The 15,146-nt window shown below is 70.0% G+C and carries 12 protein-coding genes and 1 pseudogene; 7 read left to right on the plus strand and 6 right to left on the minus strand.

Annotated features, from left to right (window positions below):
• The 3 genes and pseudogenes from Q8Q77_RS04450 to Q8Q77_RS04460 form a co-directional block, all read left to right on the plus strand.
• Positions 1-175 (plus strand): annotated as a pseudogene (locus Q8Q77_RS04450) (DNA replication and repair protein RecF); the annotation flags it as partial.
• Positions 172-2,613: a DNA topoisomerase (ATP-hydrolyzing) subunit B gene (gene gyrB, locus Q8Q77_RS04455; RefSeq protein ID WP_305581581.1), complete on the plus strand. Its 2,442-nt coding sequence runs from the start codon at positions 172-174 to the stop codon at positions 2,611-2,613. The pseudogene Q8Q77_RS04450 and the gene gyrB, both read left to right, overlap by 4 nt.
• Positions 2,614-2,826: 213 nt before the next feature.
• Entirely contained in the window at positions 2,827-5,238 is a 2,412-nt protein-coding gene (locus Q8Q77_RS04460) for an ATP-binding protein (protein WP_305581583.1), read from the plus strand.
• 3 nt (positions 5,239-5,241) lie between these two features.
• Here the strand turns inward: Q8Q77_RS04460 and recQ are convergent, their stop codons facing one another.
• From recQ to Q8Q77_RS04480, 4 genes are all read right to left on the minus strand, one after another.
• Positions 5,242-7,086, minus strand: coding sequence for a DNA helicase RecQ (gene recQ, locus Q8Q77_RS04465; RefSeq protein WP_305581585.1), 1,845 nt, complete (start codon positions 7,084-7,086; stop codon positions 5,242-5,244).
• A gap of 104 nt (positions 7,087-7,190) precedes the next feature.
• Complete coding sequence (locus Q8Q77_RS04470) at positions 7,191-8,213, minus strand: TauD/TfdA family dioxygenase (protein ID WP_305581586.1); 1,023 nt, start codon at positions 8,211-8,213, stop codon at positions 7,191-7,193.
• 10 nt (positions 8,214-8,223) lie between these two features.
• A complete protein-coding gene (locus Q8Q77_RS04475; RefSeq protein WP_305581588.1) occupies positions 8,224-9,963 on the minus strand; it encodes an amidohydrolase family protein in 1,740 nt (579 codons plus the stop codon).
• 77 nt (positions 9,964-10,040) lie between these two features.
• Positions 10,041-10,538, minus strand: coding sequence for a hypothetical protein (locus tag Q8Q77_RS04480; protein WP_305581590.1), 498 nt, complete (start codon positions 10,536-10,538; stop codon positions 10,041-10,043).
• Between the two features lie 45 nt (positions 10,539-10,583).
• On the opposite strand from Q8Q77_RS04480, the gene Q8Q77_RS04485 reads away from it, so the two are divergent.
• The gene (locus Q8Q77_RS04485; protein WP_305581592.1) at positions 10,584-11,720 is read left to right on the plus strand and encodes a DNA cytosine methyltransferase; all 1,137 of its coding nucleotides are present in this window, start codon (positions 10,584-10,586) and stop codon (positions 11,718-11,720) included.
• A gap of 96 nt (positions 11,721-11,816) precedes the next feature.
• Complete coding sequence (cysK, locus tag Q8Q77_RS04490) at positions 11,817-12,806, plus strand: cysteine synthase A (RefSeq protein WP_305581594.1); 990 nt, start codon at positions 11,817-11,819, stop codon at positions 12,804-12,806.
• On the opposite strand, the gene Q8Q77_RS04495 is transcribed toward cysK, so the two are convergent.
• Positions 12,773-13,426 carry a DUF2306 domain-containing protein gene (locus tag Q8Q77_RS04495; RefSeq protein WP_305581596.1) on the minus strand — a complete coding sequence of 218 codons (654 nt, stop codon included), beginning with the start codon at positions 13,424-13,426 and terminating at the stop codon, positions 12,773-12,775. The two genes, cysK and Q8Q77_RS04495, sit on opposite strands and share 34 nt — an antisense overlap.
• Positions 13,427-13,530: 104 nt before the next feature.
• Here Q8Q77_RS04495 and Q8Q77_RS04500 point away from each other — a divergent pair, with 104 nt between their 5' ends.
• Both Q8Q77_RS04500 and Q8Q77_RS04505 read left to right on the plus strand, forming a co-directional pair.
• Positions 13,531-14,295 carry a LytTR family DNA-binding domain-containing protein gene (locus Q8Q77_RS04500; RefSeq protein WP_305581598.1) on the plus strand — a complete coding sequence of 255 codons (765 nt, stop codon included), beginning with the start codon at positions 13,531-13,533 and terminating at the stop codon, positions 14,293-14,295.
• Between the two features lie 4 nt (positions 14,296-14,299).
• Entirely contained in the window at positions 14,300-14,707 is a 408-nt protein-coding gene (locus Q8Q77_RS04505) for a very short patch repair endonuclease (RefSeq protein ID WP_305581600.1), read from the plus strand.
• A 2-nt stretch (positions 14,708-14,709) separates the two neighbouring features.
• Here Q8Q77_RS04505 and Q8Q77_RS04510 read toward each other — a convergent pair whose 3' ends face one another.
• Complete coding sequence (locus Q8Q77_RS04510; protein ID WP_305581602.1) at positions 14,710-15,129, minus strand: GFA family protein; 420 nt, start codon at positions 15,127-15,129, stop codon at positions 14,710-14,712.
• Between the last annotated feature and the right edge of the window lie 17 nt (positions 15,130-15,146).

Genomic DNA, 15,146 nt, shown 5'->3' on the forward strand with positions numbered 1-15,146 from the left:
GGTCGCAGCGCATCTGGACCGCCGCAGGCGGGCCGCGCTGTTCGACGAAATCGAGGCGCTCGAGCTGCAGGCGTTCCTGACCGGCACGGACGAGCTTCTCTTCGAGGATTTGAAGGGCCGGGCCCAGGGCGTCCATGTGGACGGCTCGAACCTGGCGATTCTGGACACCGTATGACCGACGAGACGCAGATTCCCGACAACACGCCCGAGAACAACGGCCAGGCCGAGTACGGCGCCGAGTCCATCAAGGTGCTCAAGGGCCTGGACGCGGTGCGCAAGCGCCCGGGCATGTACATCGGCGACACCGACGACGGCTCGGGCCTGCACCACATGGTCTACGAGGTGGTCGACAACGCCATCGACGAGACCCTGGCCGGCTGGGCGACGCGGGTGGAGGTGATCCTCAACGCCGACGGCTCGGTCACGGTCACCGACGACGGCCGCGGCATCCCCACCGACATCCACGAGGGCGAGGGCGTCTCGGCGGCCGAGGTCATCATGACCCAGCTCCACGCCGGCGGGAAATTCGACCAGAACTCCTACAAGGTCTCCGGCGGCCTGCATGGGGTCGGCGTTTCGGTGGTCAATGCGCTCTCCGACTGGCTTCGCTTGAAGATCTATCGTGGCGGCAAGGCCTACGAGATGGAGTTCCGCCGCGGCGACGCGGTCTCGCCCCTGATCGTCACCGGCGACGCGCCCCTGCGCGAGAACGGCGAGTTCCTGTCGGGCACCGAGGTCACCTTCATGGCCTCCACCGACACCTTCGCCTTCATCGACTACGACCGGAAGACCCTGGAGCACCGCCTGCGCGAGCTGGCCTTCCTCAATTCCGGCGTCACCATCTGGCTGAAGGACAACCGCGAGGCCGAGCCCTTCGTCGAGCTGCTGCACTATGAGGGCGGCATCGAGGCCTTCGTGCGCCACCTGGACAAGGCCAAGACGCCGCTGCTCAAGACCCCCATCGTCGTCCGGGGCAAGAAGGAGAACGTCGAGCTCGATATGTCGCTCTGGTGGAACGACGGCTATCACGAGAACGTCCTCTGCTTCACCAACAACATCCCGCAGAAGGACGGCGGCACCCACCTGGCCGCCTTCCGCTCGGCGCTGACCCGGATCATCACCGGCTATGCCGAAAGCTCGGGCGCCACCAAGCGCGAGAAGGTCTCGCTGTCGGGCGAGGACGCCCGCGAGGGCCTGACCTGCGTGCTGTCGGTCAAGGTGCCGGACCCGAAGTTCTCCTCGCAGACCAAGGACAAGCTGGTCTCCTCCGAGGTGCGCCCGGCGGTCGAGGGCCTGGTGTCCGAGGGCATCGGCCAGTGGTTCGAGGAGCATCCCAGCGAAGCCAAGCTGATCGTCCAGAAGATCGCCGAGGCGGCCATGGCCCGCGAGGCGGCGCGCAAGGCTCGCGAGCTGACCCGGCGCAAGTCGGCGCTCGACATCACCTCCCTGCCCGGCAAGCTCGCCGACTGCTCGGAAAAGGACCCGGCCAAGTCGGAGATCTTCCTGGTGGAGGGCGACTCCGCCGGCGGCTCGGCCAAGCAGGCGCGCAACCGCGAGAACCAGGCGATCCTGCCGCTGCGCGGCAAGATCCTCAACGTCGAGCGGGCGCGGTTTGACAAGATGCTGTCATCCGAGCAGATCGGCACCCTGATCGTGGCGCTGGGCGCCGGCATCGGCCGCGACGAGTTCGATATCGAAAAGGTCCGCTACCACAAGATCGTGATCATGACGGACGCCGACGTGGACGGCGCCCACATCCGCACGCTGCTGCTGACCTTCTTCTATCGGCAGATGCCGCAGATCATCGAGCGGGGCTTCCTCTATATCGCCCAGCCGCCCCTCTATAAGGCCACCAAGAACCGCCAGTCCCGCTATCTCAAGGACGACGCCGAGCTCGAGAACTACCTGATCGACGAGGGTGTCGAGGCCGCGACCCTTGACCTCGAATCCGGCGAGCGGCTGGTGGGCGCCGACCTGCTGGCGCTGGTGCAGAGCGCGCGCGGCGCCAAGGCCAATATCGAACGCCTGTCCAGCAGGGCCCCGGCCATCGCCATCGAACAGGCCGCGCTCGCGGGCCTGTTGAACGAGGGCGGCGGCGACATGGCCAAGGCCGCGGCCCGCATGGACCTCTACGCAGAGGAAGGCGACGGAAACTGGACCGGCGAGGTCGCCGCCACCGGCGGCTTCGCGTTCTCGCGGGTGCGCCGCGGCGTGTCGGAGCGCGTGGTGCTGGACGACCTGCTGCTGCACGCCGCCGACGCGCGGCGCCTGTCGGAGCGCTCGGCCGCCATGGCCGAGACCTTCCAGGGCGTGGGGACCTTCACGCGCAAGGACCGCTCAGCCAAGGTGCGCGGACCGCTCGACCTGTTCGCCGCGGTCATGGAGGCGGGTCGCCGGGGCCTGTCGATCCAGCGCTACAAGGGCCTGGGCGAGATGAACCCCGACCAGCTCTGGGAGACCACCCTGGACGCCGACGCCCGCACCCTGCTGCAGGTCAAGGTCAACCACGCCGACGACGCCGACGACATGTTCACGCGCCTGATGGGCGACCTTGTCGAACCGCGCCGCGAGTTCATCCAGGAAAACGCGCTCGACGCCGAGGTCGACGTCTAGGGCGTCGTCCGCGACCGTTCGGGAGGGTCGAAGATCGCGTCCAACCATTCGCCGGCCCGCCCCGGCGCAGCTTAGTTCCCCGTCACATTTCGCCGGCCGCGCGCACGCGCATGCGCCAATCCGTCGCAGAGAACGGCGTTCGCGTTAAGGCGGCGCTTGGGCCGCGCTGCTAAGTTGCCGATCAAGCGGCAAGAATCAGGGGCTCACCCGCGCATGCGCAGACTGCTGTCGGTTGGGTTCATCCTGCCGATCATCACCGGCCTGATGTCGCTGCTGTTGGTGGCCGCGGCGGTCGCCTTCGCGCAGTCGGCGTTGGAGCGGCGCCAGGCCGCCGATCGTGTGGCCTTCGTCACCGACGTCTCGGCCGACCTGTTCTCGGCCATGCAGCAGTTGCGGCTCGAGCGCGCGGGCGTGAGCTTCGCCCTGGCCAGTCCCCAACCGCCCTCTGAGGCTGCCCGGCGCCAGCTCAGTGTCATGCGCGCCATTGCGGCGAGAGGACTCGACGCGGCCGTCTCCAAGCTCGAGACGGCGGGCGGCGAGCATGACATCCCCGGCCTGGACGAGGCGCTGCTGGATATCCGCGCCAAACGCGCGCGCCTGGAGTGGATGCGGCGCGAGACCGACGCCGCCCTGTCGCACCCCGGCGCCGCGCGGCGGCCGGAACTGCGTGAGACCTGGGTTGAGGCGAGCACGGCCCTGCCGGCGTCGCTTGATCGCGTGTCCCAGGGGCTCGCCACCCAGGTCGACTATTCGCACCCCTTCGTCACCGAGATGATGGCGATCAAACAGGCGGCCTGGATCACGCGCGACGTCGCCGGCACGGACCTGCTGCTGCTTGGCGAGGCCCGCGCCCGTGGGGAGCCGCTCACACTCGACCAGCGTCTGGCGTTCGCGAACGCCGATGGCCAGGTCGCAACGGCCTGGCGACCGGTGGCCGAAACCATCATGCATGGCCGCGCGCCGCCGCGGCTGCGCCAGGCCGCGGACAAGGCGCAGACGGTCTATTTCGGAGAGGCGCGCGCCGCTCGCGCCGCCTTGATCGCCGACCTTGACGCCGGACGACAGCCGAAGGTCGGCCGCCAGGACATGAACCGGATGTCGACCCGGGGTCTGCGGAGCCTGATGGATGTCGCGAACACCGCGATCGACCTCATGGCCCAGTACGCGGCCGCCGACGCCGCCAAGGCGCGACAGGATCTCTATCTGGCCGTGCTGCTCGCCGGCCTGGCCGCGGGCTTCGGACTTACAGCGACGCTCTTTGTGGTCGGCCGGGTCGTGCGGCCCGTGATCCGGGTCACCGAAAGCATGCGCCTGGTCGCCGACGGCAACCTGGAGGGTCACATTCCCTATATGTCGCGGGATGACGAGATCGGCGAGCTCGCCCGCGCGCTGGGCGTCTTCCGCCGCAACGCCCTGGAGAAGCGGTGCGTCGAAATGCAGCTTATCGACAGCCGGGTGGCCAAGGAGGCCGCCGAGGCCGCCAACGAGATGAAGTCGCAATTCGTCGCCAATATCAGCCACGAGATCCGCACCCCGATGAACGGCGTGCTGGGGCTGCTGCACGTATTGAGCCAGAAGCGGCTCGATCCCTCGGCCCAGGGGCTGGTGGACGACGCCATCCGCAGCGGCAAGCTGCTGCAGCGTCTGCTCGACGACGTGATCGACCTCAGCCGGATCGAGGAGGGCCGCCTGGACCTGGACCCGCGCCCGATGGATCCGGCCCAGACCGTGGCCAGCGTGGTCGACCTGCTGCGGCCGCTGGCCGAGGCCAAGGGCGTCGAGGTCCGGCTGACCACCCGCGGCGCTCCGGGCTGGATGGTGCTGGACGAGCTGCGCCTGGGCCAGATCGTCCTCAACCTGATGGGCAACGCCGTGAAGTTCACCCAGGCCGGTCACGTGGAGGCGCGCCTGATCTTCGGAGATGCCGACCGGGCGGGGCGGCGGGAGCTGCGGGTGGAGATCGCCGACACCGGCGTCGGTATCTCCAAGGCGGCTCAGGCGGCGATCTTCTCGCGCTTCACCCAGGCCGACGAGGCCGTGGCGCGCCGGTTCGGTGGTTCGGGCCTGGGCCTCTCCATCAGCCGCGCCCTGGCCGAGCTGATGGACGGCGAGGTCGGCTTCGAGAGCCGCGAGGGCGAAGGCTCCACCTTCTGGCTAACGCTCAGCGCGTCGGCCGTCGTGGCCACGGGTCCGGCCGAGAACCAGGTCGGCGACCTGGACGGCGCGCGCATCCTGGTGGTGGAGGACAACGCCACCAACCGCCTGGTCGCCAAGCTGATCCTGGAAGAGATGGGCGCCGTGGTGGAAACCGCCGACGACGGCGCCGTGGGGGTGGCGGCGGTCCAGGCCGCGGGCTTCGACCTGGTGCTGATGGATGTCCAGATGCCGAACATGGACGGGGTGGAGGCCACGCGCCGCATCCGCGCCCTGCCTGGCCCCGTCGGGTGCATCCCAATCGTCGGCCTGACCGCCAATGTCATGCGCCGGGAACGTGAGGCCTATCTGGCCGCCGGCATGCAGGCGGTCGTCGGCAAGCCGCTGGACGTGGCCGAGCTGGTCGAGGCGATCGCCTCGGCCCTGGCGGCGCCCGACGAACAGGCCATGCAGGCCCGGGCCCGCGCCTAAACTCTAGGCGTCCATCCCGCGCAGCACGGCGAGCACCGCCTCGCCGTAGCGCTCCAGCTTGCCCTCGCCCACGCCGTTGATGGCGGCGAGCGCCGAGAGACCCGCGGGCTTCTTGACCGCGATCTCGGCCAGGGTCCGGTCGTGGAAGATCACATAGGGCGGCAGGTGCTGGCGGTGAGCCTCGTCCCGGCGCCAGGCGCGCAGGGCTTCGAACAGCGGCTGGTCGTGGGGGCCGATGGCCGTGGCGGCGGTGGAGGCGCGGGTCTTCTTGCGCGGCTTGCCGGAGCGGGTGGTGGGATCGTGTTCCTCCAGCCCCTGACGCAGGGCCACGCGGCGTTCGCCGCGATAGACCGCCTTGACCCCCTCGATGTCGCCCAGGCCCACCAGCGGGCGGCCGTCATTGGGGTCCTCGCGCAGCAGGCCGTCGAACAGCAGCTGGTCGATCAGGTCGCGCCAGCCGGTGGGGCTGAACTCCTTGCCGATGCCGAAGGTGGTGAGGCCGGCCTCGAAACTGGACGGCTCCTTGGTCTTGCCCAGCAGGTGCTCGACCAGGCGGCCGCGCCCGAACCGGCCCCCCATGCGGTGGGCCGCCGACAGGGCCTTCTGCGCCGCCTCGGTGGCGTCGACCGTTTCGACGGTTCCCAGGCAGAGATCGCACTGGCCGCAGGCGTCCACGCCTTCCTCGCCGAAATAGCGCCGCACCCCGGCGGCGCGGCAGGTCGTGCCGTCCAGCATCGTATAGAGCTGCCGCACCTTGCGGCTCTGGACCTGCTTGACCCCGTCGTCGACCTCGCGCCCGTCGATCCGCCGATAGGCCCATGCCATGTCGGAGGCGCCATAAAGGGTGATGCCCTCGGCCGGATCGCCGTCGCGCCCTGCGCGGCCGATCTCCTGCCAATAGGCCTCGATGGAGGCCGGCGGATCGGCGTGGATCACATAGCGGACGTCGGGTTTGTCGACCCCCATGCCGAAGGCGATGGTCGCCACCATCACCGCGGCGTCGGCCTCCAGGAAGGTCTCCAGCCGCTGGGCGCGCAGGCCCTTCTCCAGGCCCGCATGATAGGCGTGGGCCGGGACGCCCTCGCTGCGCAGCAGCTCGGCCAGCTTCTCGGTGCCGTCGCGGGAGCCGGCATAGATCACGCCCGAGCGGTCGGGCCGCGCGGCCACCAGCTCGGCCACCCGCTTGTGGGCGTTTCCCCGCTTGCGCTCGGCGAACAGGGCCAGTTCCGGCCGGGCGAATGAAGCCACGAACTCGGCTGACTCCTCCAGCTTCAGCTCCGCGCGGATGTCGTCGCGGGTCCGGGCGTCGGCGGTGGCGGTCACCGCCAGACGCGGGACCTTGGGAAAGATGTCGGCCAACCGCCCCAGCATCCGATATTCGGGCCGGAAGTCGTGGCCCCACTGGCTGACGCAGTGGGCCTCGTCGATGGCGATGAGGGCGAGCGGCGTGCGCGACAGCCGCTCCAGCATGGAGGGCTGCATCAGGCCTTCGGGGGAGATGTAGAGCAGGTCCAGCGTCCCTGCCTCGATCTTCTCCCAGGTGTCGGCCCGCTCCCAGGCCTCGCCGGTGGAATCCAGCCGCGCGGCCGAGACGCCCGATTGCTGCAATCCAGCCACCTGGTCGGCCATCAGCGCGATCAGCGGCGAGACCACCAGGCCCAGGCCCGGCCGCATCATGGCGGGGATCTGGTAGCAGACGCTCTTGCCGCCGCCGGTGGGCAGCACGGCCATGGCGCTGCGCCCGCCCAGGATCTCGGCGATCACCTCGGCCTGGCGGCCACGGAATTCGGCATGTCCGAAGGTGCGGCGCAGGATCTCCCGCGCCTCATCTAAACGAGAGGCTGGCATAGGGCGCTATATGGCGTGCGCCGCCCGGCAGGCGAAGAGGCAATGCGACGCGGCAGCGTTTTGCTGCAGTCCATGCTGCGCAGCATTTCCGCAGCAAAGCGGCCTCAGGTCACAGCGTCGAGCCGGCTGATCACCCGCTTCTGAGCCCAGTGCGAGCCCATGCGGTTGGTGAAGATGTCCGGCCGGTCGGCCAGGACCTCGGTCTCCAGCCACAGCCGCTTCAGGTGGCGGATCTTGCCGGCGGGGCGGTCGTCCACATAGGGCGTGCGCCCGTGGAGCACGTGGTAGTTGTTGATGAACTGCATGTCGCCGGGGCGGAAATCCATGATCACCGCGTGGCGGCCGGAGTCGGCCTCCGCCTTCATCCAGTCCAGGGCCTCGCGGGCCTTGTCGGTGAGGGTCGGGGCGTCATCGTGGCGCTGGGAGGCCAGGATGTAGGGGGCGATCAGGCGGATGAACAGGCGGCGGCCATGCTCGGTGAAGACCGGCATAAGGTACCAGCCGGGCTTCCCCGGCGCCTGCTCGCCGCGATAGTCGAAAGGCTGGGGCTTGTAGAGTTCGGCCGCCAGGTCGGGCCGCTCACGGACCAGCCGGTTGTGCAGCGACACTGAGTTGCAAACCGCCGAGAGCCCGCCCGAGGCTCCGGTCCTCAGGCACAGCAGGCCCACCAGGTCCGAACCGTCGCAGTGATAGTCGAGCCCGATCTGGCCCAGCTCGTTGCCCCGCGCGGTGGGGTCGTCCAGAGCCTTGCCGTGGTCGGTGACGTCGCCCAGCAGGTGGCCTTTGGCGTTCTGCGGCCAGGGCCGGCCCAGATGCGCGCCAATCCCCCAATAGGCCAGGCACATGTCGTCATTGGTCCAGCGGTCGCGAGGCAGGCCCCGGATCAGCACGAAGCCGCGCCCGTCCATCAGCTCGCGCTCGATAGCTTTCAGCCGCGCGGCCAGGGTGGGCAGGGGGAAGTCGGCCTTCTCGATCTCCAGGAAGTCGTCGGACTTGGCCCGGGCCGTCGCCATGGCCGCCTCCAGCTCGGCCACCTCGCCAGCGGTGAGCTCTTCGGTCCAGGCGGCGGGATCGGCGACATCGTCGGCGGTCCATTCGCAGGCGGCTTCCAGCACGTGCGGGGTCATGGCGACCCCCCTATTCCGCGGCCATGGCGACGGGGCCGCGCTTCGCGCCCCGCAGCAGGCGGCCCGGCAAGGCGCCGGTGGGTTCGCCGTCGCGATAGGTGACCTGGCCGGCGACGATGGTGGCCACATAGCCGTCGGCGCGCTGCACCAGCCGCCGTCCCCCGGCCGGGAGATCATGGGCCACGGCCGGCGCCTTCAGGGTCAGGTTCTCGTAGTCGATGATGTTGAGATCGGCGCGGTAGCCCGGCGCGATCAGGCCGCGATCGTGCAGCCCGACCGCCCTGGCGGTGTCATTCGTCTGCATACGGACCATGGTCTGCAGGTCGAGCCTTGGGCCCCGCGTGCGGTCCCGCGTCCAGTGGGTCAGGTTCGAGGTCGGGAAGGAGCCGTCGCAGATCATTCCCACATGGGCCCCGCCGTCTGACAGGCCGGGCACGGTGTTGGGATGGGTCAGCATGGCGTGGCTGGGGTCCAGCGAGCCGTTCGCATAGTTGAGGAACGGCAGGTAGAGCATGCCCTTGCCGTCGTTGGAGAGCATGTGGTCCAGGGCCAGCTCTTCCGGTGTCACGCCCTGGGCCGCCGCGAGGGCGGCGATGGTGCGGTCGGCGGTCTGCTCGTAGTCGGGAGCCTCGCCCATCAGGAACATGATGTGCCAATTGCGGGTCATGTTGGCCGCGAAGCCCGGCCCGCCGGGCGCGCCGTCGGCCAGGAGCCGAGCGCGGAAATCCAGGTCACGCAGATGGGTCAGGCGCTCGGCCAGGGGCAGCTGGGCGATGTCGCGATAGGTCGGATAGGCGCTGAACGGATTGAGGGTCAGCTCGAAGCCGAACAGGATCCCCACCGGCCGTCCGCAGACCTGGGCGCGCATCTCCAGTCCCGCCGCATTGGCGTCGGCCAGGCGTTCCAGCAGCAGCTTCCATTGGTCGGGATCGCGCGGGCTCTGGACCAGGGAGAACGACAGCGGCCGGCCCGACCGCTCCACCAGCCGGCGCAGCATGGCGAACTCGGCCTCGGGATCGGCGAAGTCGGAGACGAACTGCAGGGTCCCCTTGCCGGCCGCGGCCAGGCCCATGGCGATGCCGCCGAGTTCGTCCTCCGACGCCGTCAGGGTGGGCGTCGGCTGGCCGTCGCTGGTGCGGTGGTTCAGCGTGCGTGAGGTGGAAAATCCCAGGGCCCCGGCCTCCACCGCCCGTTTGGCGACGGCGGCCATGGCGTGGATGTCGGCCTCCGTGGCGTCCTCGCGATTGGCCCCGCGCTCGCCCATGACGAAGACCCGAAGCGCCGCGTGCGGGAGCTGGGTCCCGATGTCGACGTCGAAGGCGCGCTGGTCTAGGGCGTCCAGATAGTCGGGGAAGCTCTCCCAGTTCCAGGGCAGGCCCTGCGTCAGCACCGGGAAGGGGATGTCCTCGACGCCTTCCATCAGGCGGATCAGCCGGTCGTGGTCCTGCGGCTTGCAAGGGGCGAAGCCGACCCCGCAATTGCCCATCACCACCGTGGTCACCCCGTGCCAGGCTGAGGGCTGCATGTGGTGGTCCCAGGTGGCCTGGCCGTCATAGTGGGTGTGGATGTCGACGAAGCCCGGGGTGACGATCCTGCCCGAGGCGTCGATCTCCTCGGCCCCTTGGCCCGCGATGTCCCCGACCTTTGCGATCAGGCCGTTCTTCACGGCCACGTCGGCGCGGTACGGAACGCCGCCGGTTCCGTCCACGACGGTCCCGCCCCGGATGACGAGGTCCCAGGCCTTTTCCATGGCCGCTCTCCCTAAGACCATACTCTTGGGAAGAATTAGCCGCCCGACGGTGGGGTCAGGTCAAGGGCGCCCTTAGGTTACTTGCCGTCTTCGCGGGGCTGCTGCCCGACCTTGTTGGCGCAGCCGCGGAAGGTCAGGTCGCCCAGGGTGACCACGGCGAGGTACGGGTAGTTGAGGTTCGACATGCCGTCGGAACAGTCTTCCTGCGCCAGGCTGACCATGAAGGTCTTGCCGTTCGCCGTGGTCGACCAGACCGCCTTCTGGCCATCGTCATTGGCGCCGGGATTGGCGGCGACGACCGCGGGCTCCGGATCGGGGCGGGTCAGGGCGATCTTGTCGGCGCGGATCTGAACGGCCCAGAAGGGCTCGGTCCCGCGCGCGTCGATGTCGCCGGTGAATTCCTTGGGCGTCTCAGGCTCCTCGGGCTCCTCCGGCGGCGCGGGCACGTCGGCCGCGTCGGCTGGTGGCGGGGCGGGCTCGCCGTCCGGGGCCTGGGGCTGGCAGGCGGCGAGCATCAGGACCGCGACGGCCCCGGCGAGGCTCGCGGAAAGAGTCGTCGGAAGAACGTGTCGCATCGGCGATCCTTTCACGGCGGCGTGGGCAGGCTAGACTCGCACAAGATGAGTCGGAACAGAGCCCTTCGTTTTCTGGAATTCTTCGCGGGCGGCGGCATGGCCCGCCTTGGGCTCGGCGCGGGCTGGTCCTGCGCCTTCGCCAACGACTTCGACCCGGTCAAGGTTGCGACCTATCGCGCCAATTTCGAGGACGCCGAGCAGCATCTGCGGGCTGGCGACGTCTGGGCCCTGGACGCGGGCGACCTGCCGAGGGGGGGCGACCTGGCCTGGGCCTCCTCGCCCTGCCAGGACTTCAGCCTGGCCGGCGGCCGGGCGGGACTGGCCGGCGGCAAGTCCTCGGCCTTCTTCGGTTTCTGGCGGCTTATCGAGGCCTTGGGGCGGGACGCGCCGCGGGCGGTGGTGATCGAGAACGTCAGCGGCCTGCTCACCTCACACGGCGGGGCTGACTTCACCGCTCTCTGCGCGGCCCTGGCCGGCCAGGGCTACAGCTTCGGCGCGCTCGAGATCGACGCGGCCCGGTTCGTCCCCCAGTCGCGGCCCCGGGTGTTCGTCATCGCCACCCGTACGCCGCCGCCTGACCAGTTGGTCGGCGACAGCCCGTTCCAGACCCGCCTGGTCCGGGAGGCCCAGGCCCGCCTGCCCGCCGATCTCGCCGCGCGCTGGATCTGGTGGAGGGGCGAGGCGCCGGCGACGCGCAACACCGACCTCGCCAGCCTGCTGGAACCCGACGACGCGGTCGCCTGGCACAGCGCGGCGCGCACGACGCGGCTGATCGAGCTGATGTCGCCTTTGCACCAAAGGCGGCTGGCGGCGGCCCAGGCGAGCGGTGTCCGCCAGGTCGGCGCGGTCTTCAAACGCATGCGGGTGGAGGACGGCGTCCGGGTCCAGCGGGCCGAGGCGCGGTTCGATGGCCTGGCCGGCTGCCTGCGCACGCCCCGTGGGGGGTCTTCGCGCCAGACCCTGATCGTGACGGAGGGGCAGATCGTCCGTTCGCGCCTGGTCACGGCGCGCGAGGCCGCACGGCTGATGGGGCTGCCCGAGACCTATCAGACTCCATCCTCGGCGACCTCGGCCCTGCACGTGATGGGCGACGGCGTCGTAGTTCCCGTCGTGCGCTGGCTGGCCGCCGCGATCCTGGAACCGCTGCTGACGCCGACGCAGAGCGTGCTGGCCGCCGAATAGCCCAACTAGCGCCACCCCCCAGAGAAAGTGCGCTTCCAAATCCCGGCCACGGGCCTAAGTTCTCCGGCAATCGACCCTTGCAGCCAGAGACATCCCATGGCCGACGCCGGATCCACCACCAAGGACGCCGCCCGCTACAAGCGCTCCGGGCGCGGCAAGATCTTCGATTCCGTCCTCGACCTGATCGGCGACACCCCGTTGGTGCGCCTGCCGCGGCTGCACGCAGCGCTGAAGCCGCAGGGCGAGGTCGTCGCCAAGCTGGAGTTCTTCAACCCGCTGGCCTCGGTGAAGGACCGGATCGGGGTGTCCATGATCGAGTGGCTGGAGGCCAAGGGCCTCCTGAAGCCCGGCGGCTCCATCGTCGAGCCGACCAGCGGCAACACCGGCATCGCGCTGGCCTTCGTCGCCGCGGCCAAGGGCTATCCGATCACCCTGGTCATGCCCGAGAGCATGTCCATCGAACGGCGCAAGATGCTGATCATCCTGGGCGCCAAGCTGGAACTGACCCCCGCCGAGCGCGGCATGGCCGGCGCGGTGGCCCGCGCCAGGGAGATCGTCGAGGCCACGCCCGGCGCGGTGATGCCCCAGCAGTTCGACAACGAGGCCAACCCGCTGATCCACCGGGTCTCCACCGCCGAGGAGATCTGGAACGACACCGAGGGCCGCGTCGACGCGGTGATCTCCGGGGTCGGCACCGGCGGCACCATCACCGGCGTCGGCCAGGTGCTGAAGGCGCGCAAGCCATCGGTGCGGATGGTCGCCGTGGAGCCTGAGTCCTCGCCCGTGCTGTCGGGCGGCCAGCCCGCGCCGCACAAGATCCAGGGGATCGGGGCGGGCTTCGTGCCCTCGATCCTGGACCGCGGGATCATCGACGAGATCATCCAGGTCTCCAACGACGACAGCTTCGCCATGGCCCGCCGGGTCGCCAAGGAGGAGGGGATTCCGGTGGGCATCTCGTCCGGCGCGGCCCTGACCGCGGCCTTCGACGTGGCCTCGCGCGACGAGTTCAAGGGCAAGCTGATCGTGGCGATCATCCCGAGCTTCGCCGAACGCTACCTGTCGACGGCGCTGTTCGACGGCCTGTAGGCGATACGCCTCGGGTTGGGGCGCCGGGCGAAGGCGCCGCGGAGATAGAGCTCGGCCAGGATCAGGTTGGGGATCCAGCTCACATAGGCGGTCGCCACATAGGCGTCGTCCGGCGACAGGCCGAGCAGCGGAAGCACCAACAGGTCGATCCGCAGCATCACCGCGGCGAAGGTCATGGCGATGGAGCGGACCATCCATTCGCGGTGCTCGACGAAGCGGCGCGCCAGGGCCATGCGCCAGGCCTGCGCATTGGCGGTGATCCAGCACACCGCCAGGGTGGCGAACCCGACGGTGGCGACGGGTCCGGCCGTCGTGCCGAACGCCATGATGAAGCCGCCGATCCCGCCGGCGATGCAGCCGATGACATAGGTGCGGCCCATCCAGCGATGCAGCCGCCAGTGCTTCTCGCGCAGGCCGGGCAGGAACTGGAAGGGGCCCAGCAGCAGGGCCGTCGCGGCCCCCGCCACATGGACATCCAGCCAGGGCCGGGCGAACAGGTTCGCCAGGATCTCGGGGTCCATCAGGCCCATGCGCGGCAGGTAGCGATAGGAGAAGATCGCCACGGCCACGCTCAAGAAGGCGGCCAGGCTCCAAAGGGTGCGGGTCAGGGGTCGGGTCATCTGTTCGCTCCGGTTCGGGGCGAGATTGCCGCGGTCTCCAGGCCGCGCTAGCCGAGGTCCGCGAACGGCGCCAAATCTGCGTGAATGGAACAGATCGCCTGACCATGAAGCCCCTGGCCCAACCGGCGCCCTGGCGGCGCGTCGCTTCCGACGTCGCACTGCTCGTCGCGCTCGGCCTGTTCATGGGCGCGGTGGGACCGTTCGGCAGCGACGCCATGCCGAGCGCCACGCGCTATTCCTACTGGACGGCCTGCATCGTCGGCGGCGGGGTGATCGGCGTCGCGATCGACGAGATCGTCGGCCTGCGCCTGGGCGCGTTCTGGCGCCGGGTCGCCGCGGTCAGCCTGCTGATGACCCCCCTCGTCGCCCTCTACGTGCTCGTGGTCCCGGGCCAGATGTACGGCACGCCCTTCGAGGCCTGGCACCTGCGGGACCTGCTTTGGCAGGTGCTGGTGATCAGCGCCCTGGTGATGTCGGTGCGCGCCCTGGTCTGGCGGCGGCCGCGCACCGTGGTCGAGACCCGGGTCGTCGTCGCCCCGCCGCTGCCAGAGGCGGAGGCCGCCTTCCGGCGCAGGCTGTCGGCGCGCCGCCGCGCGGCCCGGCTGATCGCCATCGAGGCCCACGACCACTATCTCCGCGTCCATACCGACGCCGGGCCGGACCTGGTCACCCTGCGCTTCGCCGACGCCTTGGCCGAGCTGGCGGGCGCCCACGGCTTCCAGGTCCACCGCTCGTGGTGGGTGGCCGCCGACGCCATCGAGGCCGTGCGCTGGCGCCGCGGTGCGGGCGAGGCGCGCATGGCCGGCGGCCTCAGCGTGCCGGTCAGCCGCAGCCATGCGCCCGTCCTCAAGTCGGCGGGATGGTTCTAGGCCGATGACCGACGTCTACTCGCCGCAGAAGCGTTCGGCGGTGATGGCCCGGGTCAAGGGCAAGGGCACCACGCCCGAGCTCAAGGTCCGCAAGGCGCTGACCGCGCTCGGCGCGCGCTATCGCCTGAACCGCAAGGATCTGCCGGGGTCGCCGGACCTCGTCATGCCGGGCCGCAGGCTGGCGATCTTCGTCCACGGTTGCTTCTGGCACGGCCATGACTGCGCGCGCGGCGCCCGAGTGCCCAAGGCCAACCGCGATTATTGGGTCGGCAAGGTGGCGGGCAACCGGGCCCGCGACGTGGCCGCGTCCGAGGCCCTGGCCGCCAAGGGTTGGCGCGTCGAGACGATCTGGGAGTGCGATCTGAAGGATGGGGCGGCGCTGCGCGACCGGCTGGCGGCCCTGCTGGCCTGATCTCAGCCGGCGGCGCGGGGATAGCTCGGCGTGTCGGCGGGAAAGTCGAGCCAGCCGTGCTTCGTCTCGGTCCAGATGGTGCGGGCCGGCGCCTGGAACGACGGGTCGGCAAAGGCCCCGACAGCGACGCAGACCAGATGGGGGACCTGCGGATTGTCCCAGTACACGGTCGAGCCGCAGGTCGGGCAGAAGTGGAAGGTGAGCGTGCCGCCGCTGTCGCCCTGGCGCTGGAACGTGCGCTCGTCGCCGGCGATCGAGACGATCTGGTCGCGTGGGAAGAAGGCGCTGGACCCGAACAGGGCGCCGGTCCGCCTCTGGCAGGCCAGGCAGTGGCAGGAGGAGACCAGGGCGGGCGGGCCGGTCAGGCTGATCCGCAGTCCGCCACAGGCGCAGGCGCCGTCATGCGGCTTGGTCGACGTCATCGAGAACCTCCTGGCCG

Origin of the sequence: Phenylobacterium sp. (genome assembly GCF_030698145.1) — a bacterium.
Lineage (GTDB): Bacteria > Pseudomonadota > Alphaproteobacteria > Caulobacterales > Caulobacteraceae > Phenylobacterium.